This is a genomic window from Pseudomonas sp. fls2-241-TYG-175, from assembly GCF_030209155.1.
GTDB classification, from domain to species: domain Bacteria; phylum Pseudomonadota; class Gammaproteobacteria; order Pseudomonadales; family Pseudomonadaceae; genus Aquipseudomonas; species Aquipseudomonas viridiflava.
In genome coordinates this window covers 1-17,789 of sequence record NZ_JARVSO010000035.1, presented here as the reverse complement: position 1 = coordinate 17,789, position 17,789 = coordinate 1, and the positions used below count along the sequence as shown (strand labels likewise).

The window sequence follows — 17,789 nt, the reverse complement described above, 5'->3', positions numbered from 1 at the left end:
GCCTCATTCAGAATCAGATTGCCGCACGCCAACAGAGCGACCCTGAAAGATTCTGACATGCAAAAAAAGCTACATTCCGGGCTGCCTGCTCACGGGGCAGCCCCTTCTAAGGCTATCTTTCAGCTTCGTTCCAAACACGCTTCACTCGCATTTGACCTGTGAAGGCTGTTTCTCATGCGAACGGACCAGTATCCTAATACCCCCGCGCCTGCCGACGCCAAGTTCACGCAGGCCGTCCTACAGGTTCAAACCACGAATGAATGTTCTAGCCCGCCGTGCTGCAGGCCTGCTGTTCAGCACAATCTGTTTGCCGCTGACAGCATTGGCCGCCGATCCGCAACCGACTCATGAATTCACCCTCGACAATGGCCTCAAGGTTATCGTCCGCGAAGACCACCGTGCGCCTGTGGTGGTATCCCAGATCTGGTACAAGGTCGGCTCAAGCTACGAGACGCCTGGCCAGACGGGGCTGTCCCATGCCCTGGAACACATGATGTTCAAAGGCAGCAGCAAGACCGGGCCAGGCGAGTCTTCGCTGATCCTGCGCGATCTGGGCGCAGAAGAGAACGCGTTCACCAGCAATGATTACACCGCCTATTATCAGGTCCTGGCCAGTGATCGCCTGGCCGTCGCGCTGGAACTTGAAGCCGACCGCATGGCGACCCTTAAGCTGCCGCCCGACGAGTTCAGCCGCGAGATCGAAGTCATCAAGGAAGAGCGCCGCATGCGCACTGATGACAAGCCGCTGGGCAAGGCACTGGAACGCTTCAACGCGCTGGCCTACCCCGCCAGCGGCTATCACACACCGACCATCGGCTGGATGGCAGACCTTGAGCGCATGAAGGTCGAGGAACTGCGCCACTGGTACGAAGCCTGGTACGCACCTAACAACGCCACACTGGTGGTGGTCGGTGACGTCAAGCCGGATGAGGTCAAGGCCTTGGCTGAACGCTTCTTCGGTCCTGTCCCGCGTCGTGACGTGCCGCCGTCCAAGAAACCGCTTGAACTGGCCGAACCCGGCGAGCGCAAGATCACCCTGCATGTCAAAACCCAACTGCCGAGCCTGCTTTACGGCTTCAACGTGCCCAGCGTGGCCACTGCGGAAGATCAGCGCTCGGTCAATGCCCTGCGTCTGATTGCGGCATTGCTCGACGGCGGCTACAGCGCACGCATTCCATCGCGCCTGGAGCGCGGCGAGGAAGTGGTGTCGGCGGCATCCTCCCGCTACGACGCCTTTGCCCGTGGGGACAGCCTGTTCATGATCAGCGCCACCCCCAACGCCCAGAAGAAGAAAACTCTGGCCGACGCTGAAGCCGGTATCTGGCGCCTGCTGGACGACCTGAAAACCAAGGCACCTTCCGCTGAAGAGCTGGAGCGTGTGCGGGCGCAGGTCATTGCAGGCGTGGTCTACGAGCGCGATTCGATCACCAGTCAGGCGACCATGATCGGCGAACTGGAAACCGTCGGCCTGTCCTGGAAACTGATGGACGGAGAACTGGAAGCCCTGCAAAGCGTGACGCCGCAGGACATCCAGAAGGCTACCAACACCTATTTCACTCGCGAGCGCCTCAGCATTGCGCACGTTCTGCCTGAGGAGAAAGCCAAATGATCAAGCGCAACGCTCCACGTCATGCGCTGCTTGGCCTGATCCTGGCCAGTACCTTCATCGTCCAGCCTGCCATGGCGGATGAAACTGCCGCCCAGCCACTGGGCAGCAACCTGCAAACGCTCAAGGAACTGGATGGCAAGGCACCCGCTCGCCGCGCGCTGAACATTCAGACCTGGAACACCGCCGAAGGCGCCAAGGTGCTGTTCGTCGAGTCCCGCGAACTGCCGATGATCGACATGCGACTGATCTTCGCCGCAGGCAGCAGCCAGGATGAGAAGACTCCCGGCATCGCCCTGCTGACCAACGCCATGCTCAACGAGGGCGTCAAAGGCAAGGATGTCAGCGCTATCGCCCAGGGCTTCGAAGGCCTGGGCGCCGAGTTCGAAAACGGCTCCTATCGCGACATGGCCGTCACTTCGCTGCGCAGCCTGAGCGCACCCGACAAGCGTGAGCCGGCCTTGAAGCTGTTCAGTGAAGTCGTCGGCAAGCCAACCTTTCCGGCAGACTCACTGGCCCGCATCAAGAATCAGTTGAGTGCCAGTTTCGAGTACCAGAAGCAGAACCCCGGCACTATCGGCAGCAAGGCGCTGTTCCAGAAGCTGTACGGTGACCACCCCTACGCGCACCCGAGCGATGGCGATGCCAAAAGCATCAATGCCATTACCCTGGCTCAGCTCAAGGCGTTCCATGCAAAAGGCTATGCGGCTGGCAATGCGGTGATTGCGCTGGTAGGTGATCTTTCGAAGGAAGAAGCACAGGCCTTTGCAGCCGAAGTTTCGGCGGCGCTGCCAAAAGGCCCGGCATTGGCGAAAGTTGTCGATCCGGTAGAACCGAAGGCCGGTGTCACGCACATCGAGTTTCCCTCCAACCAGACGCTGATGATGCTGGCCCAATTGGGCATCACGCGTAACGACCCGGATTACGCCGCGCTGACCGTGGGCAACTCGGTCCTGGGCGGCGGCGGTTTTGGCAGTCGCCTGATGACCGAAGTGCGCGAAAAGCGCGGTCTGACCTATGGCGTTTCGTCCGGCTTCAGCGCCATGCAGGCTCAAGGGCCGTTCATGATCAACCTGCAGACCCGCGCCGAGATGAATGAAAACACCTTGAAGCTGGTACAGAGCATCGTGAAGGACTTCCTCGCCAACGGTCCGACCCAGAAAGAACTCGACGACGTGAAGCGCGAACTGACCGGCAGCTTCCCGCTGACCGCCGCCAGCAACTCCGCCATCGTTGCTCAACTGGGTGCCATCGGTTTCTATGATCTGCCGCTGACCTACCTCGAGGACTACATGACCGCCGCCCAAGGCGTGACCGTCGAGCAGGTCAAGGCCGCCATGAGCAAGCATCTGGATGTCGACAAGATGGTCATCGTGACCGTCGGCCCGACCGTGGCGCAGAAAGAACTGCCTGCGCCGACCGATAAACCCACTCGTCAACCTGCCGGGGTTCCAGAGCACTGATGGCCAATCCACGTCCGAAGGGCCATAACGGCCTGGGTCAGCTTCGTATCATCGGCGGCGAATGGGGCAGTCGCAAACTGACCTTCCCCGACGCCCCCGGCCTGCGCCCGACACCTGATCGCGTGCGCGAAACCCTGTTCAACTGGCTGGCGCCCTATATCGCGGGAGCCAGGGTGCTGGATGTATTCACCGGCAGTGGCGCGTTGTATTTCGAAGCGCTGTCCCGCGGTGCAAGCATGGGCCTGGCGCTGGACAGCAACGCGACGGCCATCGCCAGCCTGCGCCAGAACCTGACCGCACTGAACTGCACCACCGGCCAGGTTTCCCAGACCGACGCACTGCGCCATCTGGAAACCGCCGAGGCATCGCCATTCGACGTGGTGTTCCTCGATCCGCCCTTCCATCAGGGCCTGCTGGCCTCGGCCTGCAACCTGCTGGAAACACGCGGCTGGCTGGCAGACAACGCCTGGATCTACACCGAAAGCGAAACGCCGCCCTCGACCACCGGCCTGCCGGGCTCGTGGCGGCTGCATCGCGAGAAAAAGGCCGGTCAGGTGTACTACGCGCTTTGGCAACGGGGATAAGGATTTTAGATCTCGTTGCCTCTCTTGGGAAAGTCCACTTCGAGGACTGCGTTCTCGCAACCGGAGTGGACAGAGCAACACACTGCTTTGCATGGAAAGGCTGAGTATGTCTTGTGAAGCGGATCTAAGCGCCACTTACACAAATCAGGGAAACACCCTACACCGGATTCGTTGATCCGCCATCGCATTTTATAGTCATATCCCCCTCCACCATTACAGGTTTGAACGATAAGCGAGGGCTGGATATGGATGTAACAAGCAGATCATTCGCACGCCAATTGCGGAGCGTGATGTATCGCATCACAATGGCGCATTGATCATCAGCTGGAACCATAAAGGACTAAAAACCTTTTTTGAAACCGGCTCTACGAGTGGAATCCGCGCAGATCATTCCAGGCGTATTGCTCACGTTTTGACACTGTTGAACCACGCGTCAACGCCGGACAACGTCAATATTCCTGGCTGGCGCCTTCATCCACTCAAAGGCGACCTGTCCGGATTCTGGTCAATCACCATCAATGCCAATTGGCGAGTGATTTTTCGTTTCGCAGGAACAGATGTCGAATTGGTCGACTATCTGGATTACCACTGAAAGGAGGTCCATATGGAAATGTTCAACCCCCCCCATCCGGGCGAAATTCTGCTCGAAGAGGTGATACCGGGTCTGGAAACCACTATCACAGAATTTGCGAGCCATCTCGGGTTCGCCAGAGAAACTCTATCGAGGATTCTGCATGGGCATGCGCCCGTAAGTCCGGATCTGGCTGTGAGGCTTGAGCGGGCCGGTATCAGTAGCGCACGCCTCTGGCTGGGCATCCAGGCAGACTACGACTTATGGCAAGCCGAGCATCGAGAGCAGCCGCCTATACAGCCATACGCCAGAATCAGTTGAACGCCACCGGCTATCAGGTTGATTGCGTGACGTTCAATTCCCATCATCGAACCACTCGACCAAACCCCTCTTACATCCCGCTCCACTTAATGGCAACGTATAACCTGTCAGCCACTGAGTCCATCGATGAGCAAGACCGTGCCTAACAGCCCCACCTCTCGTTTTCATGTCAATCCATTCGTACCGGCCTCCGGCCTGGGCAATCCGCATCTGCAGACCCTGTGGGGGCCGTTGTGGCGCAAGCGGACGTTGCTGGCGCGTACGCGTGAGCGGATGTGGCTGAAGGACGGGGATTTTCTCGACATGGACTGGCACGGGCCTCATCAGGTCGATGCACCACTGGTGCTGGTGCTGCATGGCCTGACTGGCTCGTCGAACTCGCCGTATGTGGCGGGACTGCAAAAGGCGCTGGCGACGCAGGGCTGGGCGAGTGTGGCATTGAACTGGCGCGGCTGCTCCGGCGAGCCGAACCTGCTGTCGCGCAGCTACCACTCGGGGGCCAGCGAAGACCTGGCGGAAGTGATCGCGCACCTGCGGTCGTTGCGCCCTCTCGCGCCACTGTACGCGGTGGGCTATTCACTGGGCGGCAATGTGTTGCTCAAGTATCTGGGCGAATCGGGTGCGAACAGCGAGTTGCTGGGGGCTGTGGCCGTTTCCGTACCGTTTCGGCTGGACGAGTGCGCCAATCGCATCGGGCAGGGATTTTCACGGGTCTACCAGCGGCATTTCATGCGCGAGATGCTGGCTTACATTCGTGACAAGCAGACCCGCTTCCAGAGCGAAGGGCTCAGTGAAGGCCTTGCCGAGCTGGCGGCACTGGGTTCACTGGAAAACATGCGCACCTTCTGGGATTTTGATGGCCGGGTAACGGCGCCACTGCATGGCTTTACCGATGCCCAGGATTATTACCGCAAGGCCTCGAGCCGCTATTACCTGGGCCAGATTCAGACGCCGACACTGATCATTCAGTCAGCAGACGATCCCTTCGTGTTCCCGCACAGCCTGCCTGACCCTGAAGAGCTTTCATCCTGTACAGAGTTCGAGCTGCAGGCGAAGGGAGGACACGTGGGGTTCGTCGATGGCTCGCTGCGCAACCCCGGTTATTACCTTGAACGGCGAATTCCGCTGTGGCTGGGCATCGCTCACGAACGCGACAACCCCTACACGACCTGAAGGAGCAGGCTCAGCCTGCTCCAGTGGCAACTTCGCGCTCGGGATCAACGATCCACTCACTCCACGATCCGGCATACAGCGTTCCCAGTGGATAACCCGCCAGGCACAACGCGAACAGATTGTGGCAGGCCGTGACGCCAGATCCGCAATAAGACACCAGACTTTCCGCAGGTCGACCTTGCAGTTTTTCGGCGAACCGCTGTTTGAGCTGCTCGGGCGGCAGAAAACGTCCGTCGGGCCCAAGGTTCTCGTTGAACGCCACACACTGCGCACCGGGGATATGCCCGGCGACCGGATCGATCGGTTCGACTTCACCCCGAAACCGGGCCTCGGCACGGGCGTCGATCAGCGTCATTTCCGGACGACCGAGACGCCCCTGCAGACGACTGGCACTGAGCACCAGCGACATGTCCGGCTCGCCAGTGAAGTCTCCCGGCTCGCCGCCCGGCGCATCCAGACTCAGCGGCAGCCCTGACGCATGCCAGGCCTTGAGGCCGCCGTCGAGCAGGTACACGCCCTCGCGCTTGCCCAGCCATGCCAACAGCCACCATGCGCGAGCAGCGTACATGCCGGGGCCGTCGTCGTAGAGCACGATATCGCTGTCATTGCTGATGCCCCATGCCCGGAGACGCTCCACCAGCGTGTCGGCGTCAGGCAGCGGGTGGCGGCCAGTCCTGCCCTTGACGACCGGACTGCTGAGGTCACGGTTCAAGTCTGCAAAACGGGCGCCTTCGATGTGGCCCTGTGCATAACTGCGCTGCCCGTAATCAGGATCTTCCAGAGCAGACCTGCAATCGAGAATCACCAGCCCTGGCGTTTGCTGACGTGCCGCCAGCTGTTCAGGACCAATCAGTTGCGCGATGGACATGACAAACTCCTGTGACAGAAAACCGGATAACCAGGCACTTCATCTCGCACTCACACCAGCACCTTGTGCAACGGCGCGTGAAACGCCTGGCACAAGGCATCGAACGCCTCGCGAGCCTGCGGTGCGATGAAGCCTGACTCAAGCATAAGCACCTGATAGACGCCGCGTCGAATGGCGTCTTCGTTCAAATGTTCGGAATTTTCCCGCGCCGTACACAGAAAGCGCACCCATGACGTCAGCACAATCCAGGTATTGAGGCTGGTCCATTCAATCTGCGACTCATCCATCTGCAGAATGCCTGCGTCGATGAAACCTCGATAGATGGCCATCGCCTGAACCAGGCAGCGCTGGGAAAACAATCGATAGCGCGCCGCCAGCTCGGGATCGGCACCCAATAAATGCTCCAGATCACGGTGCAAAAAGCGGTAGCGCCACATGCCATCGAGTATCGCCAGAAAATAATCGCGCTTGTCCTCGATGCTTGGCAGGCGATCCTGGGTGGGCATCAGGAAGCTCTTTACCAGCGCTTCGTACTGACCAAACAACTCGGCGATGATCGCCTGCTTGTTGGGGAAGTGGTAATACAGATTGCCCGGCGAAATTTCCATGTGGGCCGCAATGTGATTGGTCGTCACATTGCGCTCGCCTTGCTGATTGAACAGCTCGAGGCTGACCTGAACGATACGCTCACGGGTTTTAGTGCGTGGTGCCATGCTTGCCTGAACCGCTCGAGTACTGATGAGATGTTGCCGATAGTAGCGCAAGCGCATCATCGGCGAACATCACGCGCTCTGATTGCCAGCTATCGTTCAGGCGAATGTTGACTTTATAGAGTAATAACTCTAGAAATCCCGTTAATTAATCACCGGAAGCGACCATGCTGGCGGAAAACACTCTTCATCAGGATGAGCAGGCGCTTCAGTCAATGCATGCGGCCTTCGCGGCGCAGCAGCGCGCCTTTTCCGCCAACCCGATGCCGCCTCTGGGGCAGCGTCTGCAATGGCTCAAACACCTGGAAAAGATGATCAGCATTCATAGGCAGGAGCTGATCGAGGCCATCGATCAGGATTTCGGCCATCGCAGCGCCGATGAAACGCTGCTGGCCGAGTTGCTGCCGAGCCTGCTGGGGATCCGCGATGCACGCAGGCACCTGAAACGCTGGATGAGGCCTTCGCCACGCCGCGTAGGCCTGGCGTTCCAGCCAGCCTCTGCCAAGGTCGTCTACCAACCGCTGGGCGTGATCGGTGTCATCGTGCCGTGGAATTACCCGCTGTTTCTGGCCATAGGCCCGCTGATCGGCGCGTTGGCGGCAGGCAACCGGGTGATGCTGAAACTGAGCGAGTCGACACCTGCCACCGGCGCACTGCTCAAGCGTCTGTTCGCCCTGACATTTCCCGAAGACCTGATCACCATCGTGCAGGGCGAAGCCGAGGTCGGCATGGCGTTTTCGCGCCTGCCGTTCAACCATCTGCTGTTTACCGGCGCGACCAGCGTCGGCAGGCACGTGATGCGGGCAGCGGCCGAAAACCTGACACCGGTCACATTGGAACTGGGCGGCAAGTCTCCCGCTATCGTGTCCCATGACGTGCCCCTTGAAGACGCCGCCGAGCGTATCGCTTTTGGCAAGACACTTAATGCAGGCCAAACCTGCATCGCGCCCGATTACGTGCTGGTGCCAGAGGACCGTCTGGCCGGGTTCGTCGACGCTTACCGGCAGGCAGTCAAACGTTTTTATCCGACGCTGATCGATAATCCGGACTACACGTCGATCATCAATCAGCGTCAATTCAACCGACTGACCCGCTATCAGGAAGACGCTGTCAGCAAAGGCGCAACCCTTATCCCACTCTATGACCAAGGCCAGGATCGGCGCATGCCGTTCAGCGTGCTGTTGAACGTCAGTGACGAGATGCTGGTCATGCAGGACGAGATTTTCGGCCCCATGCTGCCTGTTGTGCCGTACAGAAACATCGAAGATGCCTACGCCTACATCAATCAACGCCCTCGCCCGCTGGCGCTTTATTACTTCGGCTATAACAAGGCAGAACAGCAGCAGGTGCTGGAGCGAACCCATTCCGGAGGCGTGTCGCTCAATGACACCTTGATGCACGCGGCTCAGGACGATTTGCCGTTCGGCGGTGTCGGGTCTTCAGGCATGGGCCATTACCATGGTCATGAAGGCTTCATGACGTTCAGTCAGGCCAAGGGCGTGTTCGTCAAACAGCGCATCAATGCGGCGCGACTGATTTATCCGCCGTACGGACGTGCGATTCAACGCTGGGTTTATAAACTCTTTTTGCGCTGATCAAAAAAAGCACTGCAAGCCTGTAAACAGGGCTTTTTGAGCCAAAAATGGCCGATAATCGGCGCAATACGACCTTTGATGCCCTTTACGCGGCTTGGCCCATCGGAAAGGCTGCGATACCATCCGAGTCCCACAACGGACTCCGACCAGGACGACGCGATGAACCGAGTGTTGTACCCAGGCACCTTCGACCCTATTACCAAGGGCCATGGAGATCTGGTCGAGCGAGCCTCGCGCCTGTTCGATCAAGTGGTCATTGCCGTTGCCGCCAGCCCAAAGAAAAACCCGCTGTTTCCTCTGGAACAACGCGTTGAGCTGGCCCGCGAGGTCACCAAACACTTGCCGAATGTGGAAGTCGTAGGCTTCTCGACGCTGCTTGCGCACTTTGCCAAGGAACAGAATGCCAACGTTTTTCTGCGTGGCCTGCGTGCCGTGTCGGACTTCGAATATGAGTTCCAGCTGGCAAACATGAACCGCCAGCTGGCACCGGACGTCGAGAGTCTGTTTCTCACGCCATCGGAGCGCTACTCGTTCATTTCGTCGACGTTGGTGCGTGAAATCGCGGCGTTGGGCGGCGATATCACCAAATTCGTGCATCCTGCAGTCGCCGAAGCACTGACTCAGCGGTTCAAGCGATAACACGTCGCAGGAACGTGCAGGTGCAACCTGAGGACTAATGCGGCACAATTCGCGGCATTGGTTTTCATGTGCCCCGGCGTCGGCCGCGGCAGGAGCATTTCATGTCCCTTATCATCACCGACGATTGCATCAACTGCGACGTCTGCGAACCCGAGTGCCCGAACGAGGCGATTTCACAAGGCGAGGAGATCTACGTGATCAATCCGAACCTGTGCACCGAATGCGTGGGCCACTACGACGAACCCCAATGTCAGCAGGTCTGTCCTGTGGACTGCATCCCTCTGGATGAAAATCACGTCGAGAGCAAGGAACAGCTGATGGACAAGTACCGGATCATTACCAGCAAAGTGGTTTGATCAACGTTTACTGCTGCTTGCCATAACCATCACCCGTACACCCCAGACAACGCACGAAGGCCGACTTGCCAGGGTCGACTACCAGCGCCTTGGCGGTCGCCTTGAAGTTTCCGCCTGCGGCCGCAAACGGCGCGGCTATCACAAACAGACCTGTTCCGATCACCGTGGCGGCAATCAACAGCGGTCGCGCGATGAGCAGATCGCCCACCATGGCGAACACGGGTGGGTTCTGGATGGTGTAGACCGGGTTTCCGCTGCCTTCAGCTACTTCCGCCGCAACGGCGGGCACCGCCTGCAGGCCAAAGAACAGCGCCAGCATGGCAGCAAGAATACGAAACGGGCTCATAGCGTGGTCCTTCAGGCGTGGCGTAAGGGTCTGCCCATCACTATAAACAGCGATGGGGGTTAAGCAAGTGGCCATGATGTTTCATGGCACGGTTCTGTTTTCAGCGCTGGCATTTGGGGCAGTACACACTTGCGCGCTGACCCAGTTTGATCTCACGCAATGTGGTGCCGCATACCTTGCATGGCTGGTCGCCGCGCCCGTACACGAACAACTCCTGCTGGAAGTAACCCGGCTTGCCATCGCCACCGATGAAGTCGCGAAGCGTGGTGCCTCCCCGCTCTATGGCGTAAGCCAGGATGCGTTTGACCTCGATCGCGAGTTTCAGGTAACGCGCCCGGGAAATACTCTTCGCCTCGCGGCGCGGGTCGATCCCGGCGGCGAACAGCGCTTCGGTCGCATAGATATTGCCCACGCCGACAACCACCGCGTTATCCATGATGAAGGGCTTCACCGCAATCGACTTGCCTCGGGAGCGCTCATAGAGACGCTCGCCATCGAACAGGTCGGTAAGCGGCTCCGGCCCCAGACGAATCAACAGCTCGTGTGCGTGCGGATCGAGACTCCAGAGCATCGCACCGAAGCGTCGAGGATCTGTGTAGCGCAAGGCCAGACCCGACTCCAGTTCAATATCCACGTGCTCATGCTTGAGCGCGGGCAATCCGGCCTCAACCAGACGCAGATTGCCCGACATGCCCAGATGGCTGATCAGGGTCCCGACTTCCGCCTGGATCAACAGGTACTTGGCGCGGCGGTTGACCTGCACGATGCGCTGCCCGGAAAGGCGGATATCGAGGTCTTCGGGGATCGGCCAGCGCAGACGGCCGTCGCGCACGATCACGCGGCTGACGCGCTGCCCTTCGAGATGGGGCGCAATGCCGCGTCGGGTGGTTTCGACTTCTGGTAATTCAGGCATGGATAACTCGGTCGTGCGGAAAGGAAAAACGAGCGATGAGCAGAATCAGTGCGCGCCCAGCTCGCGAATGCTTTCCTTCAGGTATTCAAAGTCGTACTCGGACAGGCCGACGTAGTCCAGCACCAGTGCACCGATGCTTTCCCACTCGTGGTCTTCGTCCTGATTGCCCAGAACGCTATAGGACTGGCAGATATGCTCAGCCATCTTGAGTGGGGCCAGCAGGTTCTTGAGTACCGCATTACGGCTGGAGTCGTCCTGAAAGATCGCCAGAGCGTTGTGATGGTTGGCGATGGCTTCGGTGACATGATCCGGCAGTCGCCACGACTTGGCGGTGTAATAGCCAACCACCGAATGGTTGGTGTCGAACGCCGTGTTTTCGGTATCCACGACACGACACTCCGGACCTGCATTGGCGTAGGCGCTTTCAAGCACGGTCATATAGTCCGGGAAACGCTTGATCATCAGCGGAATGCCGCAGTCATGAAACAGACCCAAGGCGTAGGATTCGTCCACTGCCTGCGAGCCAATCCGTTTGGCCAGCGTCAGACTGGTCATCGCCACGTCCTGAGCGGTGTCCCAGAAACGGTTGAGGGTCACGATGGTTTCATCGCTCATCTCACCCTTGATCGACTGGGCATTGATTAGATTGATGACGGTGCGACTGCCCAGCAGATTTACCGCCTTCTGGATCGACGCGATTTTGTTGGACAGGCCGTAATGAGGCGAGTTGACGATTTTCAGCAACGCCCCGGACAGGCCCGGATCCTGAGCGATCAGCCGCGCAATCACGCCCAGATCAGGGTCTGGCATGTACTGTTCCATCTGCAGATCCACCATGATCTGCGGCTGCGGGGGCACGCTGATGCCCTGCAACGCTTGCTGGATCTGCTCGGATGTTAGCTCTGGAGGCATAGGTCTTTACTCGAAGGCATAACGGGATTCTGCCCCCTCATCAGGCAACGGTCCATCACCTTCGTTGCTGATTTTCTCGGAACTTTGGCTTACAGACAGCTTCGGACTCTGTGTAACCGACGCAGGCTTGGCCTCATAAAGGCCAGCAATGCGCCATCCCTAGGCACGAGACTGGAGGACCCCATGTCAAACGCACTGAATGGTAAACGCATCGCGATTCTTGTAACGGATGGTTTCGAGCAGGTCGAACTGACCGGCCCAAGGGAAGCTCTGGAGCAAGCGGGTGCCACCGTAGAAATCCTTTCCAGCCAGGACGGCAACGTCAAAGGCTGGAATCATGACAAACCGGCTGACGACTTTCCGGTGGACGGCACGTTCAAGGCCGCCAACGCGAGCAACTATGACGGCATCGTCCTGCCGGGCGGTGTGCAGAACTCCGACACTATCCGCGTGGACAGTGACGCACAGCAGATCGTCAAGGATGCCAGCGCATCCGGCAAACCACTGGCGGTTATCTGCCACGGCGGCTGGTTGCTGATCTCCGCAGGCCTGGTCAAAGGCAAGACCATGACCAGCTTCAAGACATTGAAAGACGATCTGGTGAATGCTGGCGCCAACTGGGTTGACCAGGAAGTGGTCACCGACGGCAAGCTGATCAGCAGCCGCCAGCCCGATGACATTCCGGCATTCAATAGCAAGCTGATTGAAGCGCTGTCGGCATAAACGACCGTGTTAATTCTCGTCATCCCGGCGCGCAACCGGGATGACGCGCTATAATCCCGCTCTTTTTTCCGGAGCGACGTCATGTCCCTGCCTAGCTTGCGCCTCAAAGCCAACGCCGACCGTCGCCTGCGCGCCGGCCATCTGTGGGTCTACAGCAATGAAATCGATGTAGCCGCCACCCCTCTTCACGGTTTTGCAGCTGGCGATCAAGCCATTCTCGAAGCCGCCGGCGGCAAGCCGCTGGGCATCGTCGCCATGAGCCCCAACAACCTGATCTGCGCGCGTCTGCTGTCGCGCGACGTCAAGTTGCCGCTGGACAAGTCACTGCTGGTTCATCGCCTGAACGTAGCGCTGTCGCTGCGTGATCGCCTGTTCGACAAACCGTTCTATCGCCTGGTCTATGGCGACTCGGACCTGCTGCCGGGTCTGGTGGTGGATCGTTTCGGTGACATCCTCGTCGTGCAAATGGCCTCGGCCACCATGGAACACCATAAGGACGATGTGATCGCCGCGCTGGTCCAGGTGCTCAAGCCAAGCGGCATCCTGTTCAAGAACGACTCGGCCGCCCGCGATGCCGAAGGCCTGAATCGCTATGTCGAGACCGTGTTCGGTCTGGTTCCGGAATGGGTCGCGCTGGAGGAGAACGGCGTGCAGTTCGAAGCGCCGGTCATGGCTGGCCAGAAGACTGGCTGGTTCTACGATCACCGCATGAACCGTGCGCGCCTGGCACCTTACGTCAAAGGCAAGCGCGTGCTGGACTTGTACAGCTACATCGGCGGCTGGGGTATCCAGGCTGCTGCGTTCGGCGCCAGCGATGTCACCTGCGTCGATGCGTCCTCCTTTGCCCTTGACGGCGTGGAACGCAATGCCGCCCTGAACGGTTTTGCCGAGAAGCTGACCTGCATCGAAGGTGACGTGTTCGAGGCGCTTAAAGAATTGAAGGCAAGCGAAGAGCGTTTCGACGTAATCGTGGCCGACCCGCCTGCGTTCATCAAGCGCAAGAAGGACATGAAAAACGGTGAAGGTGCCTACCGCCGCCTGAACGAGCAAGCCATGCGCCTGCTCACCAAGGACGGTATTCTGGTCAGCGCCTCGTGCTCGATGCACCTACCGGAAGACGACCTGCAAAACATTCTGCTGACCAGCGCCCGCCATCTGGACCGCAATATTCAGCTGCTGGAACGTGGTGGCCAGGGCCCGGATCATCCGGTGCATCCTGCAATTGCAGAGACGCGCTATATCAAGAGCATCACCTGCCGACTGTTGCCCAACAGTTGATCGACTGACCGGGTCGGCTCTACTCCGACCCGGTGCACGATGTCAGCTCAAGCCTGTCTTGAGCTGATCGCCCGCTATTGAAAAAACATCTCGATACACCCCTCTTCAGACGCGATAAACATGTATCGCACGTCGTCTTTGCGCACTGATAAATTGTCACCGTCCTGTCAGCAAACACCAACAAGATGCGAATCAGGACAACACTCAAAATGGACTTTGTTTAATTTAAATGGATTTAAATCATGACTGACTCTAAATACGTTGACTACATCCGCGACGACCTGAACAGGATGTCTGCTGACCAGCTGTCCAAAGGTCTGCTTTCTCCGGAAGGCGCAGACCTTATCCAGCAAGTCATCAATGCTCCAGTCGCCTCCGATGAAGACGGCATCACCATCGGTCGTTTCGTTATGCCGCTTCACGGCGGTGCCACTCTGATTCGCCTGTTTGTGATCCGCGGCCCGGAAGGCCAGTACATTCTTTATGTGCCAGAGCAGCCTGCCGCTCCAACCGATCGCATTTTCCATGAGAACCATGACTGGACTCGCACCGGTTATGTACTGGGTGAATTCCTGGGCAAACCGGGTGGTCTGGAATACATGCTGGACCTGGTGCCTGAAGATCAACGCGGCCAGGTAGCTGATTATTTCGAAGAAATCAGCCGCCTGCCTTCCGCCTGGAACAAGGACGCACTCGTGCTGCAACCTGTTGCCGGTGAAACTTACCTGCATCAGATTCAGACAATTGTGAATCGTTGATCAATAACGTCTGATTTAAAAACTGCCGACAGGGCCCTGTAGGCAGTTTTTATTTAAATGATGTTCTGTTGGACCAATGCATTCGTTGATGCAGCTGTGGGCTTCAAGGCACAGAGAGACGTCGGCGCTATTAAGTCCTGGATGCCAGTCCAAAAAATCTGCTTTGGCCTATCATCTCCAGTGTATTTAATTAACATGATGACGTGTCAGTTCGACTTTAATTTCACGAGTCGCGCGCCTTAAAATAACGCCTACCAGAAGAATACCAATGGTCAGACTTGATGAGGCCAGGATGAAGTCGACTGGCCTTATAGAGAGGCTACCCTGCACCAGATCCCTTACTAACGAACCGTGATAAAAAACACTGACAACTCCAAAGAACCCCATCATGGCTTCATATTCAAGTCCGGGATTGCCCTTGCCTCTTAACGCTTCAATCTGCTCTTGAGACAATATCTGAATGCTCCGACACGATGCGCACACGATGCTCTTTTTTTCGAACAATTCACGTTGACGCCTCCTGCTGAGAGAAAACTCTTTGTTGCAGGCTCCACAAACCGCTTTTAAACCCGTAATACCAAACATTTCACTATTCACGCTGACCTCTCGAGATTGACCACTCACCGCAGGAGTGGCCCAATTGACAGGCCATGCTATCGACACAACATATCCATAAAAACGGCATGGGTCGTTTTCAGAAAAACCTTACAAAAGAAACTCCTCACTCACTCAACTCAGTGACTTGCACCTTACGGCATCACCCGCTGCAACCCATCATCTTAAGCTTCATTCATGCCAACACTGCGTGAGCGGTGTAGAATCGCTCCTATTCATCGCCAGTCATCCCCCGGCGGGTTTATGAGCTCAGGCCGAGTACACGGTGATCCCGTGGTTTTCGGTTTCTTCGCTGCATCCGGTCACTGCCGCCTGCGAGCGACGTCAATAGAAGCTCACTCCCTTCCTGATCAGCCTTATTTTTGCCGGAGTGCTCCAATGCCTGATTACCGCTCGAAAACGTCCACCCACGGCCGCAACATGGCCGGCGCTCGTGCCCTCTGGCGCGCCACGGGCATGAAGGACGAAGATTTCAAGAAACCGATCATCGCCATCGCCAACTCCTTCACCCAGTTCGTACCGGGCCACGTGCACCTGAAAGACATGGGTCAACTGGTAGCCCGCGAAGTCGAACGCGCCGGTGGCGTGGCCAAGGAATTCAACACCATTGCGGTGGATGACGGCATCGCCATGGGCCATGACGGCATGCTGTATTCGCTGCCGAGCCGCGAAATCATTGCCGATTCCGTGGAGTACATGGTCAACGCCCACTGCGCGGACGCCATTGTCTGTATCTCCAACTGCGACAAGATCACCCCTGGCATGCTGATGGCGTCGTTGCGCCTCAACATTCCGGTGATTTTCGTGTCCGGCGGACCGATGGAAGCCGGCAAGACCAAACTGGCCAGCCATGGCCTGGACCTTGTCGATGCCATGGTCATTGCCGCCGACTCGACTGCCAGCGATGAAAAAGTCGCCGAATACGAACGCAGCGCCTGCCCGACATGCGGTTCGTGCTCGGGCATGTTCACCGCCAACTCGATGAACTGCCTGACCGAAGCACTGGGTCTGGCGTTGCCGGGCAACGGTTCCGCGCTCGCCACTCACAGTGACCGTGAGCAATTGTTCCTGCAGGCGGGCCGCACCATTGTCGACCTGTGCAGACAGTACTACACCCAAAACGATGACTCGGTGCTGCCGCGCAACATTGCCAACTTCAAGGCGTTCGAGAATGCCATGACGCTGGACATCGCCATGGGCGGCTCGACCAACACCATCCTGCACTTGCTCGCCGCCGCTCAGGAAGCCGAGATCGACTTCGACCTGCGCCACATCGACCGTCTGTCGCGCAAGGTGCCGCAGCTCTGCAAGGTCGCGCCGAACATCCAGAAGTACCACATGGAAGACGTGCACCGCGCAGGCGGGATTTTCAGCATCCTTGGCGAGCTGGCGCGCGGCGGTCTGTTGCACACAGATCTGCCGACCGTGCACAGCAAGACCCTGGCCGAAGGCATCGCGAAGTGGGACATCACCCAGACTGACGACGAAGCGGTTCACACCTTCTTCAAGGCAGGCCCGGCAGGCATCCCGACGCAAACCGCGTTCAGCCAGTCGACCCGCTGGGAAAGTCTGGATGACGACCGTGAAAACGGCTGCATCCGTAGCGTTGAGCACGCTTACTCGCAGGAAGGCGGCCTGGCCGTGCTGTACGGCAACATCGCGCTGGATGGCTGCGTAGTGAAAACCGCAGGTGTCGATGAGTCGATTCACGTGTTCGAAGGCAATGCCAAGATTTTCGAAAGCCAGGACAGCGCTGTGCGCGGCATCCTCGCTGACGAAGTGAAGGCTGGCGACATCGTGATCATCCGCTATGAAGGCCCGAAAGGCGGTCCGGGCATGCAGGAAATGCTCTATCCGACGTCGTACCTGAAGTCCAAAGGTCTGGGCAAGGATTGTGCGCTGCTCACCGACGGTCGCTTCTCGGGCGGCACTTCGGGTCTGTCCATCGGCCACGCATCGCCTGAAGCCGCTGCTGGTGGCGCAATCGGTCTGGTGCGCGATGGCGACAAGGTGCTGATCGACATTCCGAACCGCTCGATCAATCTGTTGATCGACGACGCTGAAATGGCCGAGCGCCGTGCCGAGCAGGACAAGAAAGGCTGGAAGCCGGTCGAGTCGCGCCCTCGCAAAGTGACCACTGCCCTCAAGGCCTACGCCCTGCTGGCAACCAGTGCCGACAAAGGCGCAGTGCGTGACAAGGCGTTGCTGGACAAGCTGGTGCCTTAAGCCGCATCGGTAATGCAAAAAGCCCGGCAGAGATGCCGGGCTTTTTGTTGGGTTAATGGAGCGTATGTGCCCTTAAAAGCGGACGCGGAGCGTTCTGAGCGGCATTCCCACGCGGAGCGTAGGAACGATCAG

Annotated in this window: 19 protein-coding genes; 13 read left to right on the top strand and 6 right to left on the bottom strand. The window is 58.3% G+C overall.

What is annotated here, in order from left to right; translation table 11 throughout:
• Positions 1–256: 256 nt before the first annotated feature.
• The 6 genes from QRN20_RS21270 (at position 257) to QRN20_RS21245 (ending at position 5,718) form a co-directional block, all read left to right on the top strand.
• Positions 257–1,609, top strand: a complete 1,353-nt coding sequence (locus QRN20_RS21270) for a M16 family metallopeptidase (protein ID WP_285361134.1) — start codon at positions 257–259, stop codon at positions 1,607–1,609.
• Complete coding sequence (locus QRN20_RS21265; RefSeq protein ID WP_122606992.1) at positions 1,606–3,069, top strand: M16 family metallopeptidase; 1,464 nt, start codon at positions 1,606–1,608, stop codon at positions 3,067–3,069. The genes QRN20_RS21270 and QRN20_RS21265 overlap by 4 nt, the downstream gene beginning before the upstream one ends.
• A complete protein-coding gene (gene rsmD, locus QRN20_RS21260; protein ID WP_004884414.1) occupies positions 3,069–3,653 on the top strand; it encodes a 16S rRNA (guanine(966)-N(2))-methyltransferase RsmD in 585 nt (194 codons plus the stop codon). Before QRN20_RS21265 ends, rsmD begins: the two co-directional genes overlap by 1 nt.
• Positions 3,654–3,966: 313 nt before the next feature.
• Entirely contained in the window at positions 3,967–4,245 is a 279-nt protein-coding gene (locus QRN20_RS21255) for a type II toxin-antitoxin system RelE/ParE family toxin (RefSeq protein ID WP_057409737.1), read from the top strand.
• Positions 4,246–4,257: 12 nt separating this feature from the next.
• Positions 4,258–4,545 carry a HigA family addiction module antitoxin gene (locus tag QRN20_RS21250; RefSeq protein WP_004884417.1) on the top strand — a complete coding sequence of 96 codons (288 nt, stop codon included), beginning with the start codon at positions 4,258–4,260 and terminating at the stop codon, positions 4,543–4,545.
• Positions 4,546–4,671: 126 nt separating this feature from the next.
• Positions 4,672–5,718, top strand: a complete 1,047-nt coding sequence (locus tag QRN20_RS21245) for a hydrolase (protein WP_058430880.1) — start codon at positions 4,672–4,674, stop codon at positions 5,716–5,718.
• Between the two features lie 10 nt (positions 5,719–5,728).
• Here the strand turns inward: QRN20_RS21245 and QRN20_RS21240 are convergent, their stop codons facing one another.
• Together QRN20_RS21240 and QRN20_RS21235 are read right to left on the bottom strand one after the other, a co-directional pair.
• Complete coding sequence (locus QRN20_RS21240) at positions 5,729–6,586, bottom strand: sulfurtransferase (protein WP_088236091.1); 858 nt, start codon at positions 6,584–6,586, stop codon at positions 5,729–5,731.
• 50 nt (positions 6,587–6,636) lie between these two features.
• On the bottom strand, positions 6,637–7,299 hold the full coding sequence (locus QRN20_RS21235) for a TetR/AcrR family transcriptional regulator (protein ID WP_058430907.1): 663 nt from the start codon (positions 7,297–7,299) through the stop codon (positions 6,637–6,639).
• A gap of 164 nt (positions 7,300–7,463) precedes the next feature.
• Between QRN20_RS21235 and QRN20_RS21230 the strand changes: the two genes are divergently transcribed.
• From QRN20_RS21230 to QRN20_RS21220, 3 genes are all read left to right on the top strand, one after another.
• Positions 7,464–8,891, top strand: a complete 1,428-nt coding sequence (locus tag QRN20_RS21230) for a coniferyl aldehyde dehydrogenase (RefSeq protein ID WP_122613884.1) — start codon at positions 7,464–7,466, stop codon at positions 8,889–8,891.
• Between the two features lie 159 nt (positions 8,892–9,050).
• Positions 9,051–9,530: a pantetheine-phosphate adenylyltransferase gene (coaD, locus tag QRN20_RS21225; protein ID WP_004884422.1), complete on the top strand. Its 480-nt coding sequence runs from the start codon at positions 9,051–9,053 to the stop codon at positions 9,528–9,530.
• Positions 9,531–9,631: 101 nt separating this feature from the next.
• Positions 9,632–9,886, top strand: a complete 255-nt coding sequence (locus tag QRN20_RS21220) for a YfhL family 4Fe-4S dicluster ferredoxin (protein WP_004884423.1) — start codon at positions 9,632–9,634, stop codon at positions 9,884–9,886.
• A gap of 7 nt (positions 9,887–9,893) precedes the next feature.
• Here the strand turns inward: QRN20_RS21220 and QRN20_RS21215 are convergent, their stop codons facing one another.
• From QRN20_RS21215 to QRN20_RS21205, 3 genes are all read right to left on the bottom strand, one after another.
• Positions 9,894–10,232 (bottom strand): hypothetical protein, encoded by a 339-nt coding sequence (locus QRN20_RS21215; RefSeq protein ID WP_004884424.1) that lies wholly within the window; start codon positions 10,230–10,232, stop codon positions 9,894–9,896.
• Positions 10,233–10,332: 100 nt separating this feature from the next.
• The gene (gene mutM, locus QRN20_RS21210) at positions 10,333–11,145 is read right to left on the bottom strand and encodes a bifunctional DNA-formamidopyrimidine glycosylase/DNA-(apurinic or apyrimidinic site) lyase (RefSeq protein WP_122613883.1); all 813 of its coding nucleotides are present in this window, start codon (positions 11,143–11,145) and stop codon (positions 10,333–10,335) included.
• A 45-nt stretch (positions 11,146–11,190) separates the two neighbouring features.
• On the bottom strand, positions 11,191–12,003 hold the full coding sequence (locus QRN20_RS21205; RefSeq protein ID WP_179302779.1) for an HDOD domain-containing protein: 813 nt from the start codon (positions 12,001–12,003) through the stop codon (positions 11,191–11,193).
• A 237-nt stretch (positions 12,004–12,240) separates the two neighbouring features.
• Here QRN20_RS21205 and QRN20_RS21200 point away from each other — a divergent pair, with 237 nt between their 5' ends.
• The 3 genes from QRN20_RS21200 to QRN20_RS21190 all read left to right on the top strand — a co-directional run bounded on the left by QRN20_RS21200 (position 12,241) and on the right by QRN20_RS21190 (position 14,816).
• Positions 12,241–12,780 (top strand): type 1 glutamine amidotransferase domain-containing protein, encoded by a 540-nt coding sequence (locus tag QRN20_RS21200; protein WP_088236092.1) that lies wholly within the window; start codon positions 12,241–12,243, stop codon positions 12,778–12,780.
• A gap of 81 nt (positions 12,781–12,861) precedes the next feature.
• Entirely contained in the window at positions 12,862–14,058 is a 1,197-nt protein-coding gene (locus tag QRN20_RS21195) for a class I SAM-dependent rRNA methyltransferase (RefSeq protein ID WP_004884429.1), read from the top strand.
• 242 nt (positions 14,059–14,300) lie between these two features.
• Positions 14,301–14,816: a dermonecrotic toxin domain-containing protein gene (locus tag QRN20_RS21190; RefSeq protein WP_029243135.1), complete on the top strand. Its 516-nt coding sequence runs from the start codon at positions 14,301–14,303 to the stop codon at positions 14,814–14,816.
• Positions 14,817–15,002: 186 nt separating this feature from the next.
• On the opposite strand, the gene QRN20_RS21185 is transcribed toward QRN20_RS21190, so the two are convergent.
• Positions 15,003–15,413: a hypothetical protein gene (locus QRN20_RS21185; RefSeq protein ID WP_134672668.1), complete on the bottom strand. Its 411-nt coding sequence runs from the start codon at positions 15,411–15,413 to the stop codon at positions 15,003–15,005.
• Between the two features lie 396 nt (positions 15,414–15,809).
• Between QRN20_RS21185 and ilvD the strand changes: the two genes are divergently transcribed.
• Positions 15,810–17,657, top strand: a complete 1,848-nt coding sequence (gene ilvD / locus QRN20_RS21180; protein WP_004884431.1) for a dihydroxy-acid dehydratase — start codon at positions 15,810–15,812, stop codon at positions 17,655–17,657.
• Positions 17,658–17,789: the final 132 nt, after the last annotated feature.

What these genes read in the sequence shown, in the direction of transcription:
- QRN20_RS21270 (WP_285361134.1), top strand. Translation starts at nt 257, where the DNA reads ATGAATGTTCTAGCCCGCCGTGCTGCAGGCCTGCTGTTCAGCACAATC.
- QRN20_RS21265 (WP_122606992.1), top strand. Translation starts at nt 1,606, where the DNA reads ATGATCAAGCGCAACGCTCCACGTCATGCGCTGCTTGGCCTGATCCTG.
- rsmD (WP_004884414.1), top strand. Translation starts at nt 3,069, where the DNA reads ATGGCCAATCCACGTCCGAAGGGCCATAACGGCCTGGGTCAGCTTCGT.
- QRN20_RS21250 (WP_004884417.1), top strand. Translation starts at nt 4,258, where the DNA reads ATGGAAATGTTCAACCCCCCCCATCCGGGCGAAATTCTGCTCGAAGAG.
- QRN20_RS21245 (WP_058430880.1), top strand. Translation starts at nt 4,672, where the DNA reads ATGAGCAAGACCGTGCCTAACAGCCCCACCTCTCGTTTTCATGTCAAT.
- QRN20_RS21240 (WP_088236091.1), bottom strand. Translation starts at nt 6,586, where the DNA reads ATGTCCATCGCGCAACTGATTGGTCCTGAACAGCTGGCGGCACGTCAG.
- QRN20_RS21235 (WP_058430907.1), bottom strand. Translation starts at nt 7,299, where the DNA reads ATGGCACCACGCACTAAAACCCGTGAGCGTATCGTTCAGGTCAGCCTC.
- QRN20_RS21230 (WP_122613884.1), top strand. Translation starts at nt 7,464, where the DNA reads ATGCTGGCGGAAAACACTCTTCATCAGGATGAGCAGGCGCTTCAGTCA.
- coaD (WP_004884422.1), top strand. Translation starts at nt 9,051, where the DNA reads ATGAACCGAGTGTTGTACCCAGGCACCTTCGACCCTATTACCAAGGGC.
- QRN20_RS21220 (WP_004884423.1), top strand. Translation starts at nt 9,632, where the DNA reads ATGTCCCTTATCATCACCGACGATTGCATCAACTGCGACGTCTGCGAA.
- QRN20_RS21215 (WP_004884424.1), bottom strand. Translation starts at nt 10,232, where the DNA reads ATGAGCCCGTTTCGTATTCTTGCTGCCATGCTGGCGCTGTTCTTTGGC.
- mutM (WP_122613883.1), bottom strand. Translation starts at nt 11,145, where the DNA reads ATGCCTGAATTACCAGAAGTCGAAACCACCCGACGCGGCATTGCGCCC.
- QRN20_RS21200 (WP_088236092.1), top strand. Translation starts at nt 12,241, where the DNA reads ATGTCAAACGCACTGAATGGTAAACGCATCGCGATTCTTGTAACGGAT.
- QRN20_RS21195 (WP_004884429.1), top strand. Translation starts at nt 12,862, where the DNA reads ATGTCCCTGCCTAGCTTGCGCCTCAAAGCCAACGCCGACCGTCGCCTG.
- QRN20_RS21190 (WP_029243135.1), top strand. Translation starts at nt 14,301, where the DNA reads ATGACTGACTCTAAATACGTTGACTACATCCGCGACGACCTGAACAGG.
- ilvD (WP_004884431.1), top strand. Translation starts at nt 15,810, where the DNA reads ATGCCTGATTACCGCTCGAAAACGTCCACCCACGGCCGCAACATGGCC.